Raw genomic sequence first — 25234 nt, forward strand, 5'->3', positions numbered from 1 at the left:
CGTGGACGACTGCGTGCAGGGCCGGTGTGTCAGGCGGTTCCGCCCGGACCGGGGTTGCCGGCCCACCAGTTCCCCGGGGCCTGTGGATCACGGCTGCTCCAGAACTCGATCGCCGCGGTGGTGAACTCCTCGAGGGAGAGCGTGCCGTCGCCGTCCCGGTCGAGATGCCCGAAGGCAATGTCCGCAGTCTCGCGGTCGAGGCCGGGGAAGTGTCCGCGCTGGAAGGTGAAGAACTCGTCGGGAGTGACCCGCCCGTCGCCGTCTGCGTCCGCGATCGACAGGAACGCCCTCGCGACGGCTCCGACCGTGGCCTGCGCGGTGGCCGGATCGTCGGCCAGCGTCGCCGTACTGGCGATGAACTCCGCCCGGCTGATCGCCTCGGTTCCCGGCGGGAGTGTGGGCAGGTGCAGGTCCCGCCAGATGGCGACGTACGCCGCGACGATCCTGGCTTCCTCCGCCGAACCCTCCGCAAGCCCGAGCGAACGCGCCGACGAACGCCCCATCAGGACGTGGTCGTCCTCGGTGAGGCGGCCGTCCCCGTCGGCGTCGAGGTGGTCGAAGCCGTAGCCGATCCTGGCGAGCAGCAGATCGTTGGACATGGGTTCCCCTCATGGTCAGCCGCAGCCCACAGCCTGGGCCGTCCCCTGGTACAACGAGCCGCGGGGACGGACGGCACCCCGGTCGTCGCCTTCCGCATCCGTACCCGCCGCCGGTGGGTTCCCCGACCGGGGAAGGACACCTGACGAGCGCCGTGGCCGCCACCGTGGACGGGCAGGGTCTGAGACACGCGGGGGTCGCTCCGTGCGGCAGGGCCTACGACTGTCGCCACCGCTGGGTGCGGGGTGGGGTGCGGGGCCAGGGGTCGTCGGGGATGGGCGTGGGGCCGAGCAGGGTGGGCAGGTCGCTGTCGTCGATCTCGTGCCAGCCGGTGCGGTCGGTGGTGGTGAAGGGGCCGGCGGTCTGCAGGGTGCCGTCGGGAGCGGTGGTCCGCAGCCAGCCGAACGCGACCGGACCGGCGGCACCGGCAGCACCACCGGCACCGGCAGCACCACCAGCATCGGCAGCGGCATCGGCATCGGCGCCGGGGTCGGCATCGGGGGTGGTGAAGCCGGCGGGTGGGTGGCCGGTGTGGACGACGACGAACATGTCGAGCGGGAAGTGTTCCGCCTCGTGTCGGCAGTAGACGCCACCGGCGTGGAAGAACGCCTCGCCCGTGTCGTGGCCGGTCAGCGGGTGCTCCAGAGCGGGCAGTTCTCGGTATGGACGGTCAGGACGACGACGGCTCCGCCCTCCATGACCTGGCGGCTGCGGGTGGCCGCGCAGCAGTCAGGTGGCGCGGGGGCCGGCTTGTGCCGCCGGACGGACCGTTGCCGCGTAGGCGTGAGCGCAGGCACGGACGAAGGCGCAGGAGCAGGTACAGACACCGGGACAGGGGCAGGGGCGGTGACGGTCGTGGCACCGGGGCGAGGCGGTGCGGGGACCGGACCCGGCGTCAGGTGCGGGACCGGCTGCGGCCCCTCGGACTGCGGGGCCCGGGTGCGGCGGCCGGCGGCGTGGATGGGCAGGCCCGGGGTGCGGGCCCGGTTGCGGCGGCGGGAGCGGCGTTCCGACATGCCGGACAGCCTGCCCGCTCCCGGGCCGTTCACCGCAGCAGCCGTGCCTGCGACACGCCGCAGGCACGCCCGCTCGGTGGAGGGTCCCGAACCCGTGCGGAAAACCACGGCCGCCCCGTGTGCGGTCCCGGTCAGGGGTAGACGGGTGTCAGCACCGGCTCGCAGTCGGTGCCGCAGCTGGCATCGCTCCACAGCCCCGCGCCGATCGCCAGGAGGAGCACGGCGAGGACCGCCACGAAGAGGAGACGCCAGTGCAGTTCCAGCGCGTCGGGACCCCAGAGCCACCCTCTGCCGATGATCAGCAGGAGGACGGCAACGGGCAGGAGCAGACCTGCCAGGACACTCAGCAGCGCCGAAAACACGGACAGCCTCCCTCGGGGAGCGCGGTGAACGGCCCAAAGCCGAGCACGCCACCACCATGACGACATCCAGGAGGTCGCCTCCCGCGGGCTCGCGGTTCCCCTCCTGGGTATCGCCGACGGACCGGACCATCCCGAGCGCGTCCGGCATCTCCGCCCGGTACGTTGCCGGTTCGCCGGCCGCGTTCTCACTCCCGCGGTCCGGCAGCTCACGGTCCGACAGCCCGCGGCCCGACAGTCCACGTTCCGCGAGGGCTTGGACCGACGGGACCGGTTCAGGTCTGTGGGGCGGGGTCGAGCGGCCTGCGCGAGTCGGGGTCGGTGTCGGGGGCGGGTTCGATGCTGTGGCGGCGGACGAGGAGCACGATGATCAGGGCGACCTGGAGCCCGATGAGCAGGAAGGATCCGGCGTAGGGGCTGGGGTCGGTGCCGATCAGGCTGGAGAATAGGCTGGTGTCCCAGAGGCCGTGGACGAGCATCGGCAGGAGGATGATGCCGCCCACCCGCAGGCACAGGTAGAAGAAGTAGCCGGAGGTGGAGACGACGGCGGCCTGCACGACGGCCTGCGCGCCGTGGCCGAAGGCGTTGCTGAGGTGGGCCAGGCCGAAGACCACGGAGGACCACAGGGCGACCTTGCCTTCGCTGAAACCGGCGCGTTTGAAGACGTGGACGCCGATGCCGCGGAACATCAGCTCCTCGCCGAGACCGACGAACACGCCGAGTACCAGCAGGCATGCGACCAGGCCGGCGCTCTGGTCGGCGAGGTGGCCGTAGTTGAGGCCGACGACCGCCGCGGCCAGCATGGAGATCGGCACCCAGCGCACCCATCGCCGTACCGGCACCCGGTAGGTCAGCACCTCGCCCCACCAGCCGAGCCAGGTCACCACCGCGGCGCCGAACAGGATCGACAGGCCGATGGGGATGAGGACGTTGTGCACCATCGCGTCGACGTTCGGGAACTCGCCGTCCGTGCCGGAGGTGTCCACCTCGATCAGCTTGCCCACGCCCTGGAGGATGGCCGTGTAGACGACGACCACCACCAGGAACCACGGCCAGGTCAGCTGCCGTCCCGCCTGCTCCTGTGCCGCGACCGTCTCCATCGGATCACCTCTTGTCCATCGGCGGTACCGCCGGGACCGAAGTTTCCCATAACGGACATTTGATCACCTGTGTGACATGCCCTCGTTGCGCGGCCGACAGGTGCGGGACCGGTCACCGGCGGCCGACTCCGCCGTCGTTGCCGGCGCCTGTCCGGCCCCGGCCACGGCCTGGCGGCGTCAGGTCAGCAGGCCGAGCACAGCGCTCCACCCATTGCGGCGCCCAGCCGTCACTGTCAGTCGTTCTTGCTGAGGGCGCCGGGCCCGGTGGAGGCGAGAAGGGCCGCGGCGAGGGTCGGGGCCGTGGTGGAACCGCGGCCGTGGTCGCGGAAGGCGTCCGAGAGGGATGTGGTCTTCGACTCCGCGCGCTCCTGCGGGGCGCGTTGGATGACGGTCGTGCCCGTCTCGGCTTCCAGGACAGGTGCGTAGCCGGCTTTGCGGAGTGCGGCCAGAGTGGTGTCCGGGTCGGCGGTGCTGATCAGGACGGTGGGGGCGATCCGGCGCAGGCCGATCTTGGTGAGTGTCCTGGTCCGGGACAGTTCCGTGATGAGCGTTTCGTCGTCGGAGCGGATGCAGCAGGCGGAGCGGACCACGCGCATGCGGCCGTGGGTCCGGGCGGTGTCCCTCACCAGGTATTCCAGGGGCTGGGGCAGCCGGCGTGCGCCCTCGGACACGTCGGTGAGGTGCTTGAGCAGTTCTTCCGGGTCCGTGCCGGTGTCCAGCGCGCGGCGTACCGAGGCCGCGGTGATGCGCCAGACCACGGCGTGTCCTTCGGATTCACGGTCCGCGCAGGAGGACAGCAGGGCGGTCAGGTCGGCTGACGGTGCTCCGGTGACGACCGCGGTGAGGTCGGCCTGGAAACGGGCACCGTTCTGCGGGGCGGGCAGGAGGTTCTCCAGCTCCCGCGCCACCTGCAGGACGGCCTGTGCCAGGGCCGGCCGGTCCTTCAGCGAAGGGCCGGCGCCGGGGACCGCGGGGAAGTAGCGGGCCGCGCCCGCCCGGAGCAGTGCGAGGACCGCGTGTCCGACCGGCGTCAGCGTCCCGTGGGCGACCAGGCCCAGCAGTTCCGCCTCGGCCAGGGTCGCGGTGAGTGGGCCGCCGCTCTCGGCGCTCTGGGCCGGGGCGGCCGGCTGGTGCCACAGCAGGGCCTGTTCCAGCTGCCGCAGCTCCTCGACGTTCCCGGTCTTCACGCCGTGTCCTTCGGGGAGCGCCGCCAGCGTCTCCAGGAGGGCGTGGCGGAGCGGGACCGCCGTCGGGTCCTGGGGGCTGACCAGGGCGACGGGGGTGTCGCCTTCATCGGGCCAGTGACTGAACACCTCGGGGGTCACGGCCCAGGTGGCGATGAGCGGCAGGAGCCGTTGGGCCGGTGGCGCGGTGAGCCAGCGGTCGTAGCGTTCGGTCGGCAGCACGCGCGCGGCGACCTGCGGCGGCGCGGGCCGGCGGCGGCCGCGCGGGGCGGGTTCGGGTTCGGGTGCATGGGTGAGGAGCAGGCCAGCGTTGAATGCCAGGTCCAGCCACAGGCGGGCCTGCTCCTCGCCCATGCCTGCCTGTTTGGCCACCCTGCGGGTGTCGCGCACCGCGATCCCGCCCGCCTTGCGCACCGTCAGCGGCTGGACGTCGACCTGGCGCAGCAGCAGCTCGACGCGGGAGGCCGCTGCCAGGGCGGCGGCCTGTGCCTCCCGCGCCGCTGCCTGCGGCGACACCGCTGTGCTCGCCGGTTGGGGCGGGAAGGGATCGTAGGGCGGCCGGGCGTCGGGACCGCGCAGTGCGTGGCCGATCTCGTAGGGCAGTTCGGCCAGGTCGTGGCCGACCGGGACGACCATGCCGTGCTCGGCCAGCCAGTCGGTGCCCGCGTCGCCCGATCCGCCGGGTCGGAAGGCGAAGGTGCTGTCCTGGGAGGTGTAGTAGCCGCCGTACCGGTCCTGGAAGCAACGCGTACGCAGCAGCGCCGGCCCCGCGACCAGCTTGTCCAGCAGCTCCACAGCCTCCGGCGGAGCCTGTTCCGCAAGGTCACGGACCTGGGCCGGGTCCGACAGCAGTGCCACGACCGCCCGCTGGCGCTCGTCCCGGGTCCTGGCGGTCGGCAGAGCCAGCGCGCGGTGGATTCGCTGGACCTCCGCCGACTGGTAGGCACGGGAGAGCAGCCCGTTCAGGGGGCGCCCCAGACCGCTGAGATAAGCGGCCTGGCGGTGCAGCAGACCTGGTACGACGATCTTGGCTCCGTGCGGCGGCAGGACCAGCGCCCGCAGCGCGAGCCGGTCCAACGCGGCCTCCGCCTCCCGGCGCGCCTCGCCCTCCATCCGCAGGAAGTCCAGCAGGTCGGCGCGAGGCACCGCCCGCCGGGCAGGGTCGGGCCGTGGATCCTGCGGCCGGCGGTGATCCCGCCCGTATGCGTCCACCGGCATCAACCCCACCCCGGCAGGCTCCGTGGGCGGGCCGTGGCGCAGCGCGGCCAGGACGGCAACTCCGGCCATCAGTTGCATGTCGGCCACGTTCAACGCGGCCAGCGCCCCGCTCACGGAGGCATCGGTCAGCAGGTGCTCCGCCAACTGCGACAGCGTCCGCACACCCGGGCCACCGGCGAGCCGGGCGGCATACGGCAACGCCCGCTGCTCCAGTAGTTCGGTCAACTGCTCACGGGAGAAATCGGCCAGCCACGTCGCCAGCGCCTCGCTCGTACTCACCGGGCCGATTCTAGCGGGGGCCGTCGACGTGGTTCGCTGCCCTGGCGAAGACCGGCTCCGGTCGGCGGGGCGTTCGTGTTCCGTCCGCAGATCGCGACGCGATGACGTTCACCCGGGGCTTGCGAAGTTCCCGGTACTCCGTTGTCGTGGCCGGCGATGACGTCCCGTCACCCAGGTCACGTCGACTCCCCGCGGCCGGTGCCGCGATCGGGTGCGCTCATGTCCCCTGTCCGGGGGGTGCCGTCCGCGCGCCCGTACCGCAGGTACACGGTTCCCTTCGGGCTGGCTGCCGGAGGCTCCAGGAGCGTGACGTTCGTGGGCACGGCGCCGTCGTCGAACACCTTCTTGCCGACGCCGAGCACGATCGGGTGTACCCAGAGGTCGAGGCGGTCGAAGAGCTTCTCCCGCAGGAGGGTCTGCACCAGGTTCAGGCTCCCGACGACCTTCACGTGTTCGTGCCGCCCGCGCAGCTCGCGCACCGCGCCGGCCAGGTCGGGGCCGAGTTGCGTGGATCCGGCCCACGAGAGGTCGGGCCTGCCGCGGGAGGCCACGTACTTCGGGACGCCGTTGAAGAGCGTGGCGATCTCGTTGTCCGCGCCGCCCTCCTGCTGCGGCCAGTAGGCGGCGAAGAGGTCGTACGTCCGCCGGCCGAGCAGGAGGGCGTCCGTGCCCTCGTACGCGGCAAGGATCTGCGCCCCGGCGGTCTCGTCCAGCAGGGGTGCCTGCCAGCCGCCGAACGGGAACCCCGCCGGGTCCTCGTCGGGGCCGCCGGGCGCCTGCCCGACGAGATCGAGGGTCGCGAACAGCTCGATGTGGATGAGGCCCATGCCTTACTCCCGATGGGTCGGATGGTCGGGCCTGCGGGAACCGGCAGAACCTGCCCCCGCGCGGCAGATCGTTCTGCCCGGTGGCCCATCACCACCTTGCCCCGGGAAGGTCGTTCTCGCGACGTCCGCCGACAGGACCCCGAACGCATGCCGTACGCCGTGAACCGTGCCGCGCCGTGCCCAGCCATGCCGTGCCGTGACGTCCTCCACGCGGAGGGCCCGGTGGTCGGGCGGGCCTGGGCCCGGTGGCGCGCAGCCGGCCGTCCGTGGGGGCGGCGGTGGCGGTGCGGCACGGCCCGCGCAGCGCTCCCCGGTGTCACCCGGATGGTCCGACAATGCGCTGAATGTCCATGATCGTTCTAGGGTGGGCCGGGAACACCGTCGACCTGCCGTGCCGCTACCCGGCCCGCCCCGTGCCGGTACCGGCCGGGGGGTCGGCCTGTGCCCGGCTCGGCTCTGGATCGGAGCGACACATGAGCACCTCGCTGCCCTTCGGCGACAGGACGGACTTCGAGAACGCGGACCGCGGGCTGATCGCCTCTCTTGTCCCGGCGGTGGTGAAGGCCGCGGACGGGCGAGTGGTCTGGGACAACGACGCCTACGACTTCCTGCAGGGGGAGTGCCCGCCCACCGCGAACCCGAGCCTGTGGCGCCAGGCCCAGCTCTGTGCGAAGCAGGGCCTGTTCGAGGTCACCGAGGGCATCTACCAGGTGCGGGGCCTGGACCTGTCCAACATGACGCTGGTGGAGGGCGAGCGCGGCGTGATCGTCATCGACCCGCTGATCTCCGCCGAGACCGCCGCAGCCGCACTCGCGCTGTACCGGGCGCACCGCGGGGATCGGCCGGTGACGGGCCTGGTCTACACCCACTCGCACGGCGACCACTTCGGCGGGGCGCGCGGCGTGCTGCCGGCCGGCACCGAGGAGGGGCTGCCGGTGATCGCACCCGCGGGCTTCCTGGAGCACGCGGTGAGCGAGAACGTGTACGCGGGCAACGCGATGACGCGCCGGGCGATGTTCATGTACGGCGACCGGCTGCCCAAGAACCCGGAGGGGCAGATCAGCGCCGGGCTGGGGATGACCACCTCGACCGGCACGATCACCCTGATCCCGCCGACCCTCGACATCACCCGCACCGGTCAGGAGGAGACCGTCGACGGGGTGCGGATCGTCTTCCAGCTCACCCCCGGCACCGAGGCCCCCGCCGAGATGAACTTCCTCTTCCCCGACAGGCGGGCGCTGTGCCTGGCGGAGAACGCCACGCACAACATGCACAACATCCTGACCCTGCGCGGCGCGGTGGTGCGCGACGCGCGGATCTGGTCCCGCTACCTGGACGAGGCGATCGAGTACTTCTACGGCCGGTACGACGTGGCGTTCGCCTCGCACCACTGGCCGACCTGGGGCCACGACAACGTGGTGGCGTTCCTCGCCGCCCAGCGCGACCTGTACGCCTACCTGCACGACCAGACCCTGCGCCTGCTGAACGACGGGCTGACCGGCCCGGAGATCGCCGAGCAGCTGCAGCTTCCGCCGGCGCTGGAGAACTCCTGGCACGCGCGCGGCTACTACGGTTCGCTGTCCCACAACGTCAAGGCGGTCTACCAGCGGTACCTGGGCTGGTTCGACGGCAACCCGGCGCACCTGTGGGAGCACCCGCCGGTGGAGCAGGCCCGCCGGTACGTGGACGCGCTCGGCGGGCCGCAGGCGGCGCTGGTCAAGGCGCTGGCCTGCGTCGAGGACGGTGACCTGCGCTTCGCCGCCACCCTGCTCAACCACCTGGTCTTCGCCGACGACTCCGACGCCGCGGCCAGGGATGCGCTCGCCGGCGTCTACGACCGGATCGGTCAGGGCGCGGAGAACGGCCCCTGGCGCAACTTCTTCCTCACCGCCGCCCTCGAACTGCGCGAGGGCCCGGGCACCACCCTGCTGGACGCGGCCAACCCCGAGATGGCGATGGCCCTGACCGTCGAGATGCTCCTGGACTCGATCGCGGTGCGTATCGACGGCCCCCGCGCCTGGAAGGAGGACATGACCATCGACCTGGTCCTCACCGACGAGCGGCACCGCCGGCGCCTGACCCTGCAGAACGGTGCCCTCACCCACCGCGTCGTCCCCCTGGCCGGCTCACCCCGGCGGTCCGCCGACCTGACCCTGACCCTGACCAAGCCGCAACTGCTTGCCCTGCTGGCCGGCTCCGATCCGGAGAACGTCGAGCACGACGGCGACCCCACCATCCTCAAGCGGCTTCTCTCCCTGGTCACCCCGCCCGACAAGTCCTTCCCGATCGTCACTCCCTGACATCCGGCCTCGTCCGTCGGCTCGGCCGCGCACCCGGTCCGCCGGGTGCGCGGCCGGTGCCGGGCTTCGCCAACGCACGAGGAGGAGGCCCACCGATGGGTGAGGCGATCGGATCGATGCCGGCTTCCGCGGTCGGCATCTCCACCGGCACCGCCTCGGCGGGCGGCAGAACGGTGCCGGGCGAGGGAAGGCGTGGACGCCGGTCCACAGCACCGCGATCACGACCGTGGTCCCGGCGGTGATCGGTGCCGGGTACGTCGGGGACGCGGTCTCCGGGCTCGCCGGATGAACCCCACCCCGCGGCCCGGGCGGCTGACCGCGCCGAAGCCCGCCGACGTGTCAGCCGGGCTGGTGACCGGGCTGTTCAGCATCCCCGAAGGCATGGCGTACGCGGCGATCGCCGGGTTCGACCCCGTCGCCGGCCTGTTCTCCGGCGTCGTCCCCGCCGTCGTCGGCTCCTTCGCCGCCCGCACCGTGCTGATGGTCACCACCCTCACCAGCGCCATCTCCCTCACCGCGCAGAGTGTCCTGGCCGACGCCGGACTCGACCCCGCCGACAGCGGCAACATCGCGGCGATCGCCCTGATGACCGGCCTCGTCATGCTCCTCATGGGCGTCCTGCGGCTCGGAGTGGTGCTCTCCTTCGTCTCCAACGCGGTGATGACCGGGTTCTCCGTCGGCATCGCGGTGCAGATCATCACCGGTGTCCTGGAGGACGCCACCGGCTACGAGCCGCACGGACACAACAAACTGGTGCAGCTGGGCGACTGGCTGGTCCACCTCGGCTCGTGGCAGCCGGCCGCCACCCTGACCGCCGTCGCCACCATCGGCGTCTGGGCGCTCGCCCACGCCGTGCAGCGGTTGCGGACGGTCGCGCTGCTGATCGCCATGGTGGCCGTCAGCGGGGTGGTGGCGGCGCTCGGCACGGACGTGGAACTGGTCGGGGGCATCGCCGACATCCCCTCCGCGCTGCCGCACTTCACCACCCCCGACTGGTCCGCCTTCCCGCACCTGCTCGGCGGCGCCCTGTCCATCGCCCTGGTCGCCCTCGCCCAGGCCGCCGGCATCGCCCCCACCGTCCCCAACCCCGACGGTTCCAAGTCCGACACCAACCGGGACTTCACCGCCCAGGGCCTGGCCAACGTCGCGGGCGGCCTGTTCCAGTCGCTGCCCGTCGGCGGCTCCCTGTCGCGCACCGGGGTGGCCGTCTCCGCCGGAGCCCGCACCCGGTGGGCCGGGGTCTTCTCCGGCCTGTGGCTCGCCGCGGTCGTGCTGACCCTCGCGCCACTGGCGGAGCGCATCCCGATGCCGGTCATCGGCGGCCTGATCATCGTCGTCGGTGCCGAACTGATCACCGGAAAGATCCCCGACATCCTCCTCGTGCTGAAGACCGCACCCCTGTCGGCGGCGGCGATGGCACTGACCTTCCTCGCCACCACCCAGCTGCCCCTGCAGCAGGCGGTTGTCCTCGGTGCCGTCCTGTCCCTGCTGCTGTACTGCGCGCAGGCCGCTCGCCAGAGCCGGCTCCGCGCCCTGCGGCCGCTGGGCCGAGGACGCTGGGAAACCGCGGAAGCGCCGGCCGAACTGCCCCCCGGCCAGGTCACCGTCCTCGACTACAACGGTGTCGGGCTGTTCGCCGAACTTCCTCGCATCGACCAGAAGTGGCCCGTCCCGGCCCGGGGCGCCGTCCTCGTCCTGGTCGTCCGCAACCTTCCCGACGTGCCGTCGTCGGCCATGGTGAAGCTCCTGCGCCGCAAGGCCGACGAGCTGCACCGGAGCGGCGGCCGCCTGATCCTCGCCGGCGTCCAGCCACCCCTCGTCCGGATCGCCACCGACACCGGCCTCGCCGACCACCTCGGGCCCGGCGGGATCGTCCCGGCGAAGGGGGCCTTCTTCGACCCGCTCGACGCCGCGCTCGCCGACGCCGGCGCCTGGATCGCCGACCACCCCGACACGCCGTCGGCTCCGGACGGCGACGGGGCTGCTCCACCGCCCCGCGGGTAGCTCCGCCCGGCGCTGCACCGCCTCGAACCCGCCCGCGACCCCCGTACCCGCCCCCGTATCCGCCCCCGCGCCCGTACCCGCGCCGCGCCCCGCCGGAGGTGCGAACGGTTGGTGCGCATCCGTTGACCGTGCGTCATCATGTGCTCTAGTGTGCGATTTTGGTCGTACAGGTTACGCCTTGATGATGGATCGCATGCCCTGCGTCGTCGACCCGGATCGTCGACCGGCGGTGTGCGGTCCGCCGAGCCCGACACCACCATGGAGGGCACCATCCGTACGCGAAACGCCTTCACCGCCCGCGCCCCGCGCCGGCCCCGCGGCCGGACGGCCGCGCTGCTCACCGGTCTGCTGCTCTGCGCCCCCCTCGTCACCGGTGTCGCCCCCGCCCCCGCGTCGGCCGCGGTCGACGCGGCCGCGGTGAACACGGCGATCACGGTCGACGGCACCAGCCCCGGACGGACCTTCGACGGTGTCGGCGCGATCAGCGGTGGCGGCGGCAACTCCCGCCTCCTCGCCGACTACCCGGAACCCCAGCGCACCCAGGTGCTGGACCACCTCTTCAAGCCCGGCCACGGCGCGGCGCTTCAGATCCTCAAGGTGGAGATCGGCGGCGACACCAACTCCACCGACGGCGCCGAGTCCTCGATCGAGCACACCCGGGGGGTGGTGAACTGCGACAACGGCTACGAGTGGTGGCTGATGGAGCAGGCCAGGGCCCGCAACCCGAAGATCAGGCTGGCGGCACTGTCGTGGGGCGCGCCCGGCTGGATCGGCAACGGCAGCTTCTGGTCCCAGGACATGATCGACTACCTGATGTCCTGGCTGGGCTGTGCCGGGCAGCACAACCTGACCATCGACTACCTCGGCGGCTGGAACGAGCGCGACTACGACGCCGCCTGGTACGCGAACCTGCGCGCCGCACTGAACGCCAGGGGCTACGCCGCCGTCAAGGTGGTCGGCGCCGACTCGTTCGGCTGGGGCGTGGCCACCGCCATGCGCGACGACCCGGCACTGAACTCCGCCATCGACGTCATCGGCGTGCACTACGTCTGCGGCTACCTGACCGCCATGACCGACTGCCCGAGCAGCGCGGACGCGGTGGCCTCCGGCAAGCAGCTGTGGGCGAGCGAGAACGGCTCGCAGGACGCCGAGACGGGCGCCGGCCCGATGGCCCGGGCCATCAACCGCGGCTACCTGGACGGCCGGATGACCGCGTTCGTCAACTGGCCCCTGGTGGCCTCGCTCTACCGTAACCAGTACTTCCACACGGACGGCCTGGTCACCGCCGACCAGCCCTGGTCGGGCGCCTACAGCGTGAGCCGCAGCGCCTGGGTGACCGCGCAGACCACGCAGTTCACCGCACCCGGATGGACCTACCTCGACACCGCCTCCGGCTACCTCGGCGGCAACCGTGCCAACGGCAGCTACGTGTCGCTGGCCGACCCCACCAGGACCGCCTGGTCCACCGTCTTCGAGACGATGGACGCCACCACCGCCCAGACCGTGACGCTCCGCACCACAGGCGGCCTGCCCGGCGGCACTCCGCACGTGTGGTCGACCGACCTGTCGAACCCCGCCGTCAACCCGCGGATGACCGCCGGCGCCGACCTGACCGCGACCGGCGGCAGCTACACGCTCACCCTGCAGCCCGGCCGGGTCTACACCGTGACGACCACCACCGGCCAGGGCGCGGGCACCGCCACCGCCCCGAAGCGCCAGGTCCTGAACCTGCCCTACGGCGACAGCTTCGCCGGCTACGCCACCGGCCGCGAGGCCGCGTACCTGGCCACCATGAACGGCGCCTTCGAGACCGCGCGCTGCGCGGGCGGCCGCACCGGCACCTGCCTGCGTCAGATGGCCCCCGTCAGGCCGATCAAGTGGACCGGCGAGAGCGCCGACCAACCGTACGCGATGCTGGGCGACCTCGGCTGGTCGAACTACACCGTCTCCGCGGACGTGCTGCTGGAACAGGCCGGCGCCGCCGAGATCCTGGGCCGGGTCGGCAGCCAGGGCCGCAACAACGGCGGCCTGAACGCCTACCACCTGAGGCTGAGCAACACCGGCGCCTGGTCACTGCTGAAGAGCGACGGCGCCTGGACGTTCACCACCCTGGCCGGTGGCACCGTCGCCGCCCCGGGCACCGGCACCTGGCACACCCTCCGCCTCGGATTCCAGGGCACCACCATCACCGCCCGGATCGACGGCACCACGGTCGGCACGGTCACCGACGCCTCCTACGGCGGCGGCATGGCGGGCCTGGGCACCGCCGGCTACTACCCCGTCCAGTACGCCAACCTGTCCGTCACCCCGGGCAGCACCCCGTCGCTCGCCGGCACCTACCAGCTGGTCAACGCCAACAGCGGCAAACTGCTCGACGCCTCCGGAGCCGGCACCGCGGACGGCACCCCGGTCATCCAGTGGGGCGCCAACGGCGGCACCAACCAGCAGTGGAAACTCACCGCCACCGGCGACGGCTACTACACCATCACCGGGGTCGCCGGCGGCAAGGCACTCGACCTGCCCGACGTCAGCACCCTGCCCGGCACCCAGCTCAACCTGTGGGGCGCCAACGGAGGCACCAACCAGCACTGGCTGCTCGCCCCCTCCGACGGCGGCAGGTACGTCATCGAGTCCCGCGCGACAGGCGACGTCCTGGACGTCAGCAACGCCGCCCGCACCGACGGCGCCAAGGTCATCCAGTGGTACCGCACGGGCGGCACCAACCAGCAGTGGCAGCTGGTGAAGATCGGCTGACGGCGAGGACGCGCGGCGCCCGCGGCGGGGAGGTACCACGCCGCGGGCGCTGCCGCCGGCGGACCGGTCGCTGACGGCGGCCCCACGCGCACGCCCACGCCCGAGCCCGGGGTCGTGCGGGCGGCGTGCCCGGGTGCGGTGTGCGCCGCAGGCTGCCGACGGGGGCGCGTGGTCGTGGGCCGAGTCCCTCCCGCGCTCCCGGACCGCCCGCGGCGGCTCTTGGCACGCCGGTCGGCCGAGGCGATCCTGACAACGGGTGCCGCACGCGCGCCGACCTGGCGCAGGCCACGAACCCGAACCCCTCTCCTCTCCGGTGCCGCCCACCCGCGGCGCGGGCGCGCCGCGCCCTGCGGCCGGCCCGGTCCGGAGCAGAGCCCCTGACAGACCGTGACGACCCCCGTCTCCGGGACCTCCGTCCGGACGGTGCTCTCTCCCACGGACAGGCGGGCGGCGGCCACGGACCGGGAAAGGGGCGGCGGGAATGACCGAACCCGCGATCGAAACGGCCCTCGCCCATGGATGGGCGTACCTCCGCACACCGTCGCATGCCGACTGGTCGCTGACGATGTCCCTGGAACCGTCGATGCCGGCCGCCGACGTGTTCACCGCGGCCCAGGCCCGCAGCCGGATCCGCCGACTGCTGGGCACCGACATCGGGTTGGACCTCTCCCGGGACGGGTTCGGCGCGATGCTGGCCCTGCTGTTCATGCCCGCGGCGGAGCGGGCACTCGTGTGCGCCCTCGGCCGACGCGTCCGCTCCTGCCAGGTCGGGAGTCGCTTCCGGTTCTTCCCGGACGTCCCGCGGTTCGCCGCCGACACCGACTCCACCGCCGTGGCAGCCGCCGCCCTGCACCGGCACGGGCTGCTCGGCGCGGGGGAGTTGAGCGCCGTCGCCGCGGAGCTGCGCGGCGCCGTCGCCCGTACGCCACCGGCCGGGTCGGGCCTGCGGGACGGAGTCGTCCTGGTGTACTGGGAGGACGGCACCGAACCGGACGCCGAACCGCGCGGCCGCAAGCACGACGCGGTGGCGTGCGCCAACAGCGCCTACACCCGGCACCTGGCCGGGACCGGCCAGGGCGACGCCGGCATCGCGTACCTGCGCGAGCACACGGAGTCGGGCCGCTTCCTCCGGGGCACGCGCTACTACCCCGCACCGGCCGCCTTCCTGCACGCCGCCTCCCGCGGCTGCGCACGATTCGACAGCTACGCGACAGCGCTGGGCGAGCCGCTGCGCGCGGCCTTCCGGGCGTACGCGGCGCAGCCGGCCGTGCTCGGCGCCCTCGACCTCGCCCTGCTGACCGCCGCGGCCGACAACCTGGGCCTCACCGAAGGGCAGACCCGGCGCCGCGCCGCACTGGCCCGGCTCCAGGAGCCGGACGGCTCCTGGCCCGCGCACGCCTACTTCCGGATGGGCCGCCTCCCCGTCCACTTCGGCTCCCGCCGCCTGACCACGCTCCTCGCCCTGACCGCCCTGCACCCACCGGACCCGAGGTGATCCCCATGCCGTACCCCGGCCCCGCAGACCCTGCCGACCGTGCCGAGCGCCTGCTGGCCTGGTTCCTGGAGGTGTGCCCCTGCCACCGCGACCGCGAGTGGCACACCTCGACCGCCCGCGTCGCCGCAGCCTTCGGCGTCCACTGCGGACCCGCCGGGGCCACCCCCGGGCAGAGCTTCACCGCGGACGTCTACCTGGTGTTCTTCCTCGCCCTCGACGACGCCCCGGCCCCGGAGAAGGCGGCGTTCGCAACCGCGCTGCGCGGCGGGTCGATGCCTCCCGGCAGCGCTCCCGCTGCCGCCCACCGAGCCCTCATGGACGACCTGGACGCCCGCTGCCTGCCGACCGCACGGCTCTGCGCGGAGATCTCCGACCTCGCCGCCGCCATGGCCCGCGAAGGCGAGGCCGACCCCGCCGCCATGACCTGGGACGAGTTCCACGCGCTGCGCCGCGCCACCATCGGCACCGGACCCTTCGTGACGCTCTGGCGGCTCCTTCGGGGCCTGCCCGTGCCCGATCCGTCCGCCGGGCCCGAGCCGGCGGTGGCCGACGCCGTGGAGGCCAGCTACCTCGCCAACGACCTCGCCTCCCTCGACCGGGACCGCACCGCCCACCCGGACGATGCCCCGGTGACGTCCAACCACGTGCTCTTCCACGCCCACCGTGCCGGACACGACGGGCTCCGCACCGCCGTCGAAGCGGCTCTCACCCGGTACGCGCTCCTCGTCGCCCGCGTCGGACGGGCCGAGGGCGAACTCGGCCACCTCCTGCGCGACATGGTCGAAGGCAGCGTGGACGCCCACCGCCACCTCGCCGGTACCCGCTACCCCGGCGCGGCCGCCCGGATGGACCGGCTCCGCCGTGTCGGCCACGACCGGGAGGCCGGCGCGTGAGCGCAACGCGCCGCGCAGGCACCTGAAGCAGAGCCGGTCACCGCGGAGCGGGCGCCCCGCCCGGAGGTGCGGACGCTTCCGGTCGGGGCCCGGCCGTACCGCTCAGCCGTACCGCTCAGCCGTACCGCTCAGCCGTACCGTTCGACGAGCGCGTTGCCGATCGAGGCCAGGTGGTCCCGTACACCCGGAGGGCCGGTCACCTCCAACCATTCGACCAGCCCGGAGAGTTCACCGGCCAGCGTGTACTCGTCGTAACCGCGGACCGCGATCTCGATGCGGCCGTCGGCGGTGGGACCCCCCACCTCCAGCCGAGTACCCAAGGCCATCCGGAGCAGGCCGATCCCGTGGGGCGTGCACACCGCCTGGATCTCCAGGGGCGTGCGCCTGCGGTCGACCTGGTCGGCGATCTCACGCCAGCTCTCGGCGAGGTCGAAGTCCTCGGGCCGGTCCACAGGATCGCCGGTCGGTTCGGCGGAGGACACGCGGTCGATCCGGAAGGTCCGCCGGCCGGCCTCGGTGCCGGCGACGAGGTACCACGACGGACCTTTGGCGACGATGCCCAGCGGGTGGACGGTTCTCTCGGTTCCGGCGCCCTTGCCGTCGACGTAGCCGAGCCGCACCTGGACGCCGCGGATCACCGCGTCCTGGAGTTCGTCGAGGAAACGCGGCGGACGGTGCTCGATCCGGCTCGTCCCCCAGCGCTGCGGGTCCGTGACCAGCGACGCCGCCGCCGCCTCGGCCTGGACCCGGAAGGGCTCCGGCAGGGCGTGGACGAGCTTGCGCAGCGCCGCTTTCACGGTCGGCGTCGCAGCCGAGGCCGGGCCGGCGACCAGGAACAGCGCGCGGGCCTCACCCGCGGTCAACCCGGACAGGTCGGTGCGGGCGCCGCCCACGAGGCGCCAGCCGCCGCCCCGGCCCTGCACGGAGTACACGGGCACCCCGGCCATGGCCAGGGCGTCGAGGTCGCGGCGGGCGGTGCGCTCGGAGACCTCCAGCTCGCGGGCGACCTCCGCCGCCGTCACGCGCTCGCGCCGTTGCAGCAGGAGGAGGACGGCCACCAGCCGGTCGGTTCGCACGCCGGCAACACTTCCACACAAAACCGGTCATGGGGTGACCGGGTTCGGTGGGCAGGATGGCGACATGGCCGCACCGGCGAGTCGCACCACCCGCGACCGTGTCGGCCCCCGGCCTGTCGGGGCTGCACCGTCGCCGTCGCCGGGAACTTCGCCGCCCGACCTGCCCGATGCCTGAAGCCCGAATAGATGAGGAAGAAATCCCGTGTTCGATCCAGCTGATTTCCCCGAGCCCACCCTTGTCCCGGTCAACGGCGTGGAACTCGAAGTCTTCGAAGCCGGCCGACAGAATGCCGGAAGGCCCGTCGTGCTCTGCCACGGCTGGCCGGAGCACGCCTTCTCCTGGCGCCACCAGGTGCCCGCCCTCGTCGCGGCGGGCTACCACGTCATCGTCCCGAACCAGCGGGGGTACGGAAATTCTTCCCGTCCGGCCGAAGTGACGGACTACGACCTCGCCCACCTCACGGGCGATCTCGTCGCACTTCTCGATCACTACGGGTACGAGGACGCCACCTTCGTCGGTCACGACTGGGGTGCCATGGTCGTCTGGGGGCTGGCCCTGCTGCATCCGAAGCGGGTGAACGCGGTGGTCAACCTGAGCCTGCCCTACCAGGAACGCGGAGAGAAGCCCTGGATCGAGGCCATGGACGAGGTGCTCGGCGGCGACTTCTACTTCGTCCACTTCAATCGGCAGCCGGGCGTCGCGGACGCCGTGTTCGACGAGAACACCTTCCGGTTCCTTCGCAACATCTACCGGAAGAACGAGCCCCCCGCGGAGCCTCGGCCGGGTATGGCGCTGATCGATCTCGCCAGGGCGGAGAAGCCGCTCGGCGAGCCGGTGATGAGCGACAGCGAACTGGCCGTCTTCGTCTCCGCCTTCGAGTCGACAGGGTTCACGGGCAGTGTGAACTGGTACCGGAACCTCGACCGCAACTGGCGCTTGCTGGCGGACGTGGACCCGATCGTCCGGCAGCCCGCGCTCATGGTCTACGGCGACCGGGACGCGGTCCGCAGGTCCGAGAATCTGGCGGAGTTCGTGCCCGGTGTGGACGTGGTCAGTCTGGACTGCGGCCACTGGATCCAGCAGGAGAAGCCGGAAGAAACGAACCGGGCGATCCTGGAATGGCTGGAGCGCCACTAGGCGTGTCTGACCATTCGCGGCGGATCGGCGGATCGGCGGATCGGCGGATCGGCGGATCGGCGCGCGGCGTCGGGCGCCCGGCCGGGCGTGTCGGCGGATCGTCCTCGTACCGGGTCGTACTCGGGCGATTCGCCGGTGCGTCCGGCCGGGATGCCCGGCGTCGTGCGCCCGTCGGGAATGGTCAGACACGTCCTGGCTGGGCCGGTGGCACGGCCTGGAGCTGCGGGGCGGCCTCGGCGGCAATGTAGGAGGAGGCGAAGGTGAAGGCGCGCGGGGACGGACCGTGCTCCCGCAGGTCGGTCAGTCGCTCCAGGGCCTCGCCGACGGTGGGAAGGTGCCCGGCGGGGATCCACCAGAGCACCAGGTGCGCCTCGACGTGCCGGTGGAACCACTCACGCCGCCGCCGCATCACGTCCAGGTGTTCGCTGCGGTAGGCGAAGTCCCACAGGGCTTCCTGGGTGTCCCACACCGACAGGTTGACGATGACGTCCTCGCCCGCGGGGCGCAGGCCGGTGGCGTCGGCCTCGCCCTCCTCCGTGAGTCGCCACACGAAGCCGGGCGCACCGTCGGCGGCGGTGTTGACCGCATCGAGCATCTCGACGAACGGCGCGATGCGGGGGTCGTCGAGGGGGTGCCGGAGGGTGGCGACGTTGAGCTGGGCGAGGTGGGCGCCGTGCGCGGATGCGGTCATGGGCTCATCCCAGCACGGTCGGCTTTTCTATGTCAATCAGTATGTGTTTTAGAGGGTTCGACCACCACGCAGCACTCTCCCGGCCGGGCGTCCATGCGGGCGCGGACGGGACCGTCCACCCCGAGCAGCCCCTCCAGCAGCGCGAGGTTCATGCCGCAGACGAGGGGTGGAAAGCGTTCGGAGACCGCGTGGAAGGGGCAGTTGCGCATGCGGACCACACCTTCGGCCGACCCGGCCGCCGCCTCGACACCCGCGGCATCCTCGGTGCCCCGGACATCCCCGGCGCTCTCCAGGTGCGGTTCGTAGCCGCGCGCGGACAGCATCCTCATGGCCTCCTCGAGACCGCCGCAGGGTTCCGCCGAGCCGCGCAGCGCCTCCCCCCGGCGGCGCGCGGCCGCGCACAGCCCGGCATCCAGCCCGGCCTGCTCGGCGGCCTCGGCGAGCAGCTCGGCGACGGTGCGGTAGTCCCGGGCGGGCAGTGACACCGAGTGTTCGGCAGGGGCCCGCGTGTACACCTTGGCCGGACGGCCCGCCCCCGGCCCCGTCCGGCCCGACAGCCGGCGGCTGCCACTCTCCAGCAGTCCGGCCTCGGTCAGCCTGTCCAGATGGTGCGCGGCAAGCGTGCGCGCCACCCCGGCCGCCTCGGCGGCCTCGTTGCGGCCGACCTCGCGGCCCTGCGCCACCACGTACTCGTACAGCCGTCGCCGCACCGGATCCTGCAGCGCCGCGATCGCATCGATGTCCTTCACCCGGCCATTCTAGGAACAACACGGATGGGCGTTAGAAGGTCCCGCGCGGCTCCGCACACCCGTACGCGGTGATCCGCCCGCCGGCACCGGCACGGCCCGCGAAGGTCTCCGCCATGGCCGGCCGAGAGCCGGTGACGGCAGGTGCCGGCGGACGGCCCCCGCCTGCTGTCCAGCGGGCGGGGGCCGTCAGGAGAGGGGCCGTCAGCCGGTGGCCCGGGAGACGAACTCGGTGGTGTAGGTCTTCGTCAGGTCGATGGTCGACTCCTTGCCCTTCACGTCCGGGTGGAAGGCGCCGAGCACGGCGAGCACGGTCTTCGGGCCGTCCGGGGGCATGACGCCGTCGGTCGTGAACATCGGCAGGGTGGCCTTGACGGACGCCGCGTAGAGCTCGGCGCCGCCCTGGGCGTAGTCGGCGGGCATCTTCGCCGCGATCTCCTCGGGGGTGTGGGTGTTCATCCACCGGAGGGTCCTGACGAAGGCGTCGGCGAGCTTCTGGACGGTCTCCTTGTGCCCGTTCACCCAGGCGGTGTTCATGTACAGGGACGACGACGGGTAGAGGCCGCCGAGCGCCGCCCGGGAGCCCTCGGGGGTGCGCATGTCGTAGAGGACGGTGCCGAGGTTCTTGGCGAGGATGTTGGCGACGGTCGGGTCGGTGGTCATGCCGGCGTCGATGGAGCCCTGCTGCATCGCGGCGATGAAGGTCTGGCCCGCACCGACCGCGATCGGGCTGAACTCGCTGACGTCGACGCCGTTCTTGACGGCCAGGTACTTCGTCAGGAAGTCGGTGGAGGAGCCGATGCTCGTCACTCCGAGCTTCTTGCCCTTGAAGTCCGCCCCGGTCCTGATCGCCCCGGCCTGCTTGGCCGACACCACCTCGACCTCGCCCGGCGCCTGCGAGAACTGCACGACCGACTCGACGCTCTTGCCCTTGGCCTGGAGGTCGATGGTGTGGTCGTAGAAGCCGACCGCGCCCTGGACGTCGCCGGCGAGCAGGGCGGTGGTGGCGTTGACGCCGGCCGGTTCGCTCATCAGCTCGACGTTGACGCCGGCCTCGGCGAAGAAGCCGAGACGCTGGGTCAGCATGGCCGGCATGTAGATGACCTTGTCGAGGCCGCCGACCATGATCTTGACCTTGGGTCCGTCGACCGCGGGTCCGGCCGGGGCGGCACCGGTACGGGAGGAGGACGCGGCGTCGTCGGCACAGGCGGTGGCGGACAGGAGCAGCGCGGCGACGGCGGCTGCGGCGGCGGTTCTGCGCATGGGGGATCCTCTTTCGAACAGCGGGAGGTGAGGGGGCCGGGGGCGGCGGGGGTCAGCGGCCGTCGCCGGCGTCGGCGGGCTTCCACCGGAAGAGCCGCTTCTCGGCGAAGGTGAGCAGGCCCTCGGTGAGGAGGGCGACGACGGCGAGGATGGTCATGGCGGCGTACACGCCGGCGGCGTTGAAGGTGCCCTGGGCCGCGGCGACCAGGAGGCCGAGGCCCTTGGTGGCGCCGATGTACTCGCCGACGATGGCGCCGATCAGTGCGAAGCCGAAGCTGACGTGCAGGCTGGTGAAGATCCAGGTGGTGGCGGCGGGGATGACGACCTGGAGGGTCACCCTGCGGTTGTCGGCGCCGAGGATGCGGGCGTTGGCGACGAGGTTGCGGTCGACCTCGCGGGCGCCCTGGAAGGCGTTGAAGAAGACCGGGAAGAAGACGAGGACGACGGCGGAGGCGACCTTGGAGGCGGGGCCGAGGCCGAACCAGATCAGGAAGATCGGCGCGAGGACGATCCGGGGGATCGCGTTGAGCACCTTGACGTACGGGCCGAACACGTCGGCGAGGAAACGGATCCGGCCGAGCGCGATGCCCAGCAGGACACCGCCGACGACGCCGAGCACCCAGCCGGTCAGCGCCTCGTAGAGGGTGTAGCCGATCTGTTCGCCGAGCGAGCCCTGGGCGGTGCCGTGGGCGATCCACTGCCAGATCTGTGCCCAGATCCTCGACGGCTGCGAGAAGTTGAAGGGGTCGACGACGCCGGTGCGGGCACAGACCTCCCAGAGGCCGAGGAAGGCGACGAGGACGCCGGCCCGGGCCGCGTACACGGTCAGCCTCCGCCGGCGGGCGGCGCGTTCGCGGACCTCGGTGCGGGTGGCGGCGGGTGCGGCGGGCGCGGTGACGACGGTCTCAAGCGGCACGACCCGCTCCTCTCTCACGGGTGATGCGGACCTCTTCGCCGAGCGACGCCCAGATCTCGCGGTACAGCTCGACGAAGCGCGGCTCCAGACGGACGGCCTCGACGGTGCGCGGGCGGGGCAGGTCGACGGTGAAGACCTCCTTGACGGTGGCCGGGCCTGCGGTCATCACGACGACGCGGTCGGCGAGGGCGATGGCTTCGTCGAGGTCGTGGGTGACGAAGACGACGGACGAGCCGGTGCCCGCCCACAGCTCCAGGAGCTGATCGGACATGAGGGCGCGGGTCTGCACGTCGAGCGCGGAGAACGGCTCGTCCATGAGCAGGATCTTCGGGTCGTTGACGAAGGTCTGGGCGAGCGCGACGCGCTTGCGCATGCCGCCGGAGAGCTGGTGCGGGTAGCGGTCCTCGAAGGCGGCGAGGCCGACGCGGCCCAGCCAGTCGCGGGCCCTCGCACGGGCCTCGCCGGCGGGGACGCCGCGGAACCGCGGGCCCGCCATGACGTTCGAGAGCACGGTGCGCCAGGGGAAGACGGCGTCCTGCTGGAAGACGAAGCCGACGTGCGGGTCGATGCCGTCGACGGACTCGCCGTGCACCCGCACGATGCCCTCGGTGGGCTCCTCCAGACCGCTGACCAGGGTCAGCGTGGTGGACTTCCCACAGCCGGTCGGGCCGACCACGGCCACGAACTCGCCGGGCGCGACGGTGAGGTCGAGATCCCGGACGGCGGTGTGCAGGGCGCCGGACGGCGTCCGGAATCGTTTGGTCGCGCCGGTCAACTCGATCGCCGGGGCGGTGCGGGCCTTCTCCGGGCTCACGGGAACCACCTACTTCCTCGGCCGGCGTCGTCGCCGGCTCGGTGCTGTGGGCCGTGACGCTACGAGCCGGGGCGGGCACGGCGGGAGCCTTGCGGGCGTATCGCGGCTTTGCCGCGTTGAGGGGTGTTCTGCTCTTTTTGCTTCCGCTACAACAGCGGGGGCGGGGCTGACAGAAACACGCGGGAAACATAGGGTGACTCCCCACCCCACCCCGCTGAGCTGGAAGGAGAGCCGCGATGAGACGACCGCACTGGCCCCGCCGGGTCTTCGCCCAGCTCCTGCTCAGCCAGACCGTGGTGACCGTCGGCGTCACCGCGGTGACCGCGGGGCTGTTCCTCGCACCGGTCAGCCGGGAACTCGACCGCGACGCCATGCAGCGCGCCCTGTCCATCGCCCAGGCGACCGCCACGGACGAGACCGTCGCCCGGGCCGCCGCCGCCCGGGACTCGGACACCGTGCAGCGCAACGCCGAACAGATCCGCCTCGCCACCCACGCCAGCTTCGTGGTGGTCACCGACGTCGCCGGTATCCGCCTCTCCCACACCGACCCGGCCCGGATCGGCCAGCGGGTCTCCACCGACCCGGAACCCGCCCTGCGCGGCGAGACCGTCACCGCGATCCAGGACGGCACCCTCGGCCGCACCGCGCGCGGAAAGGTGCCCCTGCGGCTCGCGGACGGCCGGATCGTCGGCGAGGTGTCCGTCGGCATCAGCGACGACTCGATCCGCCGACGGCTGCTCTCGATGACGGGCGGCATCCTGCTCTGCGCCGGCGCGGGCCTGGCCGCCGGGACCGCCGCCACCCTGCTGCTCGCCCGGCGACTCAAACGCCGCACCCACAACATCGCCGTCGCCGACATCGCCGCCCTGCTGGTCGAGCGGGAGGCGATGCTGCACGGCATCCGCGAGGGCATGGTCGCGCTGGACGCCGCAGGGCGCATCCGGCTCGCCAACGACGAGGCGCTGCGCCTGCTGGCCCTCCCGGACGGCTGCGGCGGACTGACGGTCGACGAGGCCCTGCCCCCCGGCCGCCTGGCCGACGTGCTGACCGGCCGGATCGAGGGCACCGACCTGCCCGCCGTCCGCGACGACCGGGTCCTGGTGGTCAACCGGATGGCCACCGCCGACGGCGGCGCCGTCACCACCCTCCGCGACCGCACCGAACTGGAGTCGCTGGTACGCGAACTCGACAACACCCGCAGCCTCACCGAGGCGCTCCGCGCCCAGGACCACGAGCACGCCAACCGCATGCACACCCTGCTCGGCCTGCTCGAACTCGGCCGGCACGACCAGGCCGCCGCGTTCATCTCCGAGCAGTCCGGCTCGCACGCCGCCCTCGCCGCCCGGATCGGCGAACAGGTCCAGGACCCGCACGTGGCCGCGCTGCTCGCCGGCAAGGCCGCGGTCGCCGCCGAACGCGGCGTCCGGCTGACCGTCACCCCCGACAGCCACCTGCCGGACGCCGCGGTGGACGCCCGCGCCCTGGTCACCGTGATCGGCAACCTGGTCGACAACGCCCTCGACGCCATGACCGGCGGCACCGTCGAGGTCAGGCTCCGCCCGGTCGGACCGACCCTGCTGGTGGAGGTGGCGGACAGCGGCCCGGGAGTGCCGCCCGAACTCCGCGAACTGATCTTCGAGGAGGGCTGGACCAGCAAGGACGCCCCGCCCCACCGTCCGCGCGGCCTCGGCCTGGCGATGGTCCGCCGGGTGGTCGAGCACTCCGGAGGCCGGGTCGCCGTCTCCGACGGCCCGCTCGGCGGCGCCGGCTTCACCGTGGAACTGCCCGGGGCCCTGCTCACCGTGGAGACCGCATGATCGACGTACTCGTGGTGGACGACGACTTCCGGGTCGCCGACGTGCACGCCGCGTACGTGGCGAAGATCCCCGGCTTCCGGGTCACCGGCACGGTGCACACCGCGGCCCAGGCCCTTGCGGCGCTGGAACGCCACCCGGCCGACCTGGTGCTCCTCGACCACCACCTGCCGGACGAGAACGGGCTCGCCCTGGTGCGGCGGCTCCGGGAGGCCGGCATCGGGTGCGACGTCATGATGGTCAGCGCCGCCCGGGACGTCTCCACCGTGCACGCGGCGATGCAGCACGGCGCCCTGCAGTACCTGGTGAAGCCGTTCAGCTTCGCCGGGCTGAGGGACAAGCTCACCGGCTACGCCGAGCTGCGCCACGCCCTCGCCGGGCCGGCGGCCCGGGAGGCCTGTCAGGACGAGGTGGACCGGATGTTCGCCGCGCTGCGCACCGCGGCCTCGCCCGTGGCCTCGCTGCCCAAGGGCCACAGCGCGCCCACCACCGATCTCGTGATCGGCGCGCTGAGGCGGGCGGGCCGGCCGCTCTCCGCCCAGGAGGTCGCCGACGAGACCGGGCTGTCGCGTTCCACCGCGCAGCGCTACCTCAAACAGCTCGCCCGTGACAGCCGGCTCCGGCTGTCACTGCGCTACGGCGACACCGGCCGCCCCGAGCACCGCTACCTGCTCGCGGCCCGCTGACCTTCCGCGACCCCGCCGACGCGCCGGGCCCGGTCCGTCGCAGCGGGACCGGGTGCCCGGAACC

The 25234-nt window shown here is 72.7% G+C and carries 20 protein-coding genes; 8 read left to right on the forward strand and 12 right to left on the reverse strand.

What is annotated here, in order from left to right; translation table 11 throughout:
- Nucleotides 1-29: 29 nt before the first annotated feature.
- The 6 genes from OG335_RS34585 to OG335_RS34610 form a co-directional block, all read right to left on the reverse strand.
- The gene (locus OG335_RS34585; protein ID WP_405015098.1) at nucleotides 30-599 is read right to left on the reverse strand and encodes an EF-hand domain-containing protein; all 570 of its coding nucleotides are present in this window, start codon (nucleotides 597-599) and stop codon (nucleotides 30-32) included.
- A gap of 214 nt (nucleotides 600-813) precedes the next feature.
- Entirely contained in the window at nucleotides 814-1146 is a 333-nt protein-coding gene (locus OG335_RS34590) for a hypothetical protein (protein ID WP_405015099.1), read from the reverse strand.
- A 598-nt stretch (nucleotides 1147-1744) separates the two neighbouring features.
- On the reverse strand, nucleotides 1745-1975 hold the full coding sequence (locus OG335_RS34595) for a hypothetical protein (protein WP_405015100.1): 231 nt from the start codon (nucleotides 1973-1975) through the stop codon (nucleotides 1745-1747).
- 272 nt (nucleotides 1976-2247) lie between these two features.
- Complete coding sequence (locus OG335_RS34600) at nucleotides 2248-3072, reverse strand: CPBP family intramembrane glutamic endopeptidase (RefSeq protein WP_405015101.1); 825 nt, start codon at nucleotides 3070-3072, stop codon at nucleotides 2248-2250.
- Nucleotides 3073-3305: 233 nt separating this feature from the next.
- A complete protein-coding gene (locus OG335_RS34605) occupies nucleotides 3306-5753 on the reverse strand; it encodes a helicase-associated domain-containing protein (protein WP_405015102.1) in 2448 nt (815 codons plus the stop codon).
- 176 nt (nucleotides 5754-5929) lie between these two features.
- The gene (locus OG335_RS34610; RefSeq protein ID WP_405015103.1) at nucleotides 5930-6580 is read right to left on the reverse strand and encodes a dihydrofolate reductase family protein; all 651 of its coding nucleotides are present in this window, start codon (nucleotides 6578-6580) and stop codon (nucleotides 5930-5932) included.
- Nucleotides 6581-7053: 473 nt separating this feature from the next.
- Here OG335_RS34610 and OG335_RS34615 point away from each other — a divergent pair, with 473 nt between their 5' ends.
- The 5 genes from OG335_RS34615 (at nucleotide 7054) to OG335_RS34635 (ending at nucleotide 16026) form a co-directional block, all read left to right on the forward strand.
- Nucleotides 7054-8880, forward strand: coding sequence for an alkyl/aryl-sulfatase (locus OG335_RS34615; protein WP_405015104.1), 1827 nt, complete (start codon nucleotides 7054-7056; stop codon nucleotides 8878-8880).
- Between the two features lie 285 nt (nucleotides 8881-9165).
- Nucleotides 9166-10884: a SulP family inorganic anion transporter gene (locus OG335_RS34620; protein WP_405015105.1), complete on the forward strand. Its 1719-nt coding sequence runs from the start codon at nucleotides 9166-9168 to the stop codon at nucleotides 10882-10884.
- A 231-nt stretch (nucleotides 10885-11115) separates the two neighbouring features.
- Entirely contained in the window at nucleotides 11116-13638 is a 2523-nt protein-coding gene (locus OG335_RS34625; RefSeq protein ID WP_405015106.1) for an RICIN domain-containing protein, read from the forward strand.
- Nucleotides 13639-14119: 481 nt separating this feature from the next.
- Nucleotides 14120-15133 (forward strand): hypothetical protein, encoded by a 1014-nt coding sequence (locus tag OG335_RS34630; RefSeq protein ID WP_405015107.1) that lies wholly within the window; start codon nucleotides 14120-14122, stop codon nucleotides 15131-15133.
- A 5-nt stretch (nucleotides 15134-15138) separates the two neighbouring features.
- The gene (locus OG335_RS34635) at nucleotides 15139-16026 is read left to right on the forward strand and encodes a terpene synthase family protein (RefSeq protein WP_405015108.1); all 888 of its coding nucleotides are present in this window, start codon (nucleotides 15139-15141) and stop codon (nucleotides 16024-16026) included.
- A 128-nt stretch (nucleotides 16027-16154) separates the two neighbouring features.
- Here the strand turns inward: OG335_RS34635 and OG335_RS34640 are convergent, their stop codons facing one another.
- Nucleotides 16155-17102 (reverse strand): helix-turn-helix transcriptional regulator, encoded by a 948-nt coding sequence (locus tag OG335_RS34640; protein WP_405015109.1) that lies wholly within the window; start codon nucleotides 17100-17102, stop codon nucleotides 16155-16157.
- Nucleotides 17103-17304: 202 nt separating this feature from the next.
- Between OG335_RS34640 and OG335_RS34645 the strand changes: the two genes are divergently transcribed.
- The gene (locus OG335_RS34645; RefSeq protein ID WP_405015110.1) at nucleotides 17305-18240 is read left to right on the forward strand and encodes an alpha/beta fold hydrolase; all 936 of its coding nucleotides are present in this window, start codon (nucleotides 17305-17307) and stop codon (nucleotides 18238-18240) included.
- A gap of 181 nt (nucleotides 18241-18421) precedes the next feature.
- Here OG335_RS34645 and OG335_RS34650 read toward each other — a convergent pair whose 3' ends face one another.
- The 5 genes from OG335_RS34650 to OG335_RS34670 all read right to left on the reverse strand — a co-directional run bounded on the left by OG335_RS34650 (nucleotide 18422) and on the right by OG335_RS34670 (nucleotide 22670).
- On the reverse strand, nucleotides 18422-18931 hold the full coding sequence (locus tag OG335_RS34650; protein ID WP_405015111.1) for a DUF3291 domain-containing protein: 510 nt from the start codon (nucleotides 18929-18931) through the stop codon (nucleotides 18422-18424).
- Nucleotides 18932-18963: 32 nt separating this feature from the next.
- Nucleotides 18964-19680, reverse strand: a complete 717-nt coding sequence (locus tag OG335_RS34655; RefSeq protein WP_405015112.1) for a helix-turn-helix transcriptional regulator — start codon at nucleotides 19678-19680, stop codon at nucleotides 18964-18966.
- Nucleotides 19681-19881: 201 nt separating this feature from the next.
- Nucleotides 19882-20940: an ABC transporter substrate-binding protein gene (locus tag OG335_RS34660; RefSeq protein ID WP_405015113.1), complete on the reverse strand. Its 1059-nt coding sequence runs from the start codon at nucleotides 20938-20940 to the stop codon at nucleotides 19882-19884.
- 52 nt (nucleotides 20941-20992) lie between these two features.
- On the reverse strand, nucleotides 20993-21856 hold the full coding sequence (locus OG335_RS34665; RefSeq protein ID WP_405015114.1) for an ABC transporter permease: 864 nt from the start codon (nucleotides 21854-21856) through the stop codon (nucleotides 20993-20995).
- Nucleotides 21846-22670, reverse strand: a complete 825-nt coding sequence (locus OG335_RS34670) for an ABC transporter ATP-binding protein (protein WP_405015115.1) — start codon at nucleotides 22668-22670, stop codon at nucleotides 21846-21848. The genes OG335_RS34665 and OG335_RS34670 overlap by 11 nt, the downstream gene beginning before the upstream one ends.
- A gap of 236 nt (nucleotides 22671-22906) precedes the next feature.
- Here OG335_RS34670 and OG335_RS34675 point away from each other — a divergent pair, with 236 nt between their 5' ends.
- On the forward strand, nucleotides 22907-24487 hold the full coding sequence (locus tag OG335_RS34675; protein WP_405015116.1) for an ATP-binding protein: 1581 nt from the start codon (nucleotides 22907-22909) through the stop codon (nucleotides 24485-24487).
- Nucleotides 24484-25170 carry a response regulator gene (locus OG335_RS34680; protein ID WP_405015117.1) on the forward strand — a complete coding sequence of 229 codons (687 nt, stop codon included), beginning with the start codon at nucleotides 24484-24486 and terminating at the stop codon, nucleotides 25168-25170. The genes OG335_RS34675 and OG335_RS34680 overlap by 4 nt, the downstream gene beginning before the upstream one ends.
- The last annotated feature ends 64 nt before the right edge of the window (nucleotides 25171-25234 follow it).

Source organism: Kitasatospora sp. NBC_01539 (genome assembly GCF_045040525.1).
Taxonomy (GTDB): Bacteria; Actinomycetota; Actinomycetes; order Streptomycetales; family Streptomycetaceae; genus Kitasatospora.

Bases quoted from the DNA above. Each gene is read 5' to 3' on its own strand.
- OG335_RS34680 (WP_405015117.1), top strand. From the start codon at position 24,484: ATGATCGACGTACTCGTGGTGGACGACGACTTCCGGGTCGCCGACGTG.
- OG335_RS34660 (WP_405015113.1), bottom strand. From the start codon at position 20,940: ATGCGCAGAACCGCCGCCGCAGCCGCCGTCGCCGCGCTGCTCCTGTCC.
- OG335_RS34675 (WP_405015116.1), top strand. From the start codon at position 22,907: ATGAGACGACCGCACTGGCCCCGCCGGGTCTTCGCCCAGCTCCTGCTC.
- OG335_RS34620 (WP_405015105.1), top strand. From the start codon at position 9,166: ATGAACCCCACCCCGCGGCCCGGGCGGCTGACCGCGCCGAAGCCCGCC.
- OG335_RS34635 (WP_405015108.1), top strand. From the start codon at position 15,139: ATGCCGTACCCCGGCCCCGCAGACCCTGCCGACCGTGCCGAGCGCCTG.
- OG335_RS34650 (WP_405015111.1), bottom strand. From the start codon at position 18,931: ATGACCGCATCCGCGCACGGCGCCCACCTCGCCCAGCTCAACGTCGCC.
- OG335_RS34630 (WP_405015107.1), top strand. From the start codon at position 14,120: ATGACCGAACCCGCGATCGAAACGGCCCTCGCCCATGGATGGGCGTAC.
- OG335_RS34600 (WP_405015101.1), bottom strand. From the start codon at position 3,072: ATGGAGACGGTCGCGGCACAGGAGCAGGCGGGACGGCAGCTGACCTGG.
- OG335_RS34615 (WP_405015104.1), top strand. From the start codon at position 7,054: ATGAGCACCTCGCTGCCCTTCGGCGACAGGACGGACTTCGAGAACGCG.
- OG335_RS34585 (WP_405015098.1), bottom strand. From the start codon at position 599: ATGTCCAACGATCTGCTGCTCGCCAGGATCGGCTACGGCTTCGACCAC.
- OG335_RS34590 (WP_405015099.1), bottom strand. From the start codon at position 1,146: ATGTTCGTCGTCGTCCACACCGGCCACCCACCCGCCGGCTTCACCACC.
- OG335_RS34610 (WP_405015103.1), bottom strand. From the start codon at position 6,580: ATGGGCCTCATCCACATCGAGCTGTTCGCGACCCTCGATCTCGTCGGG.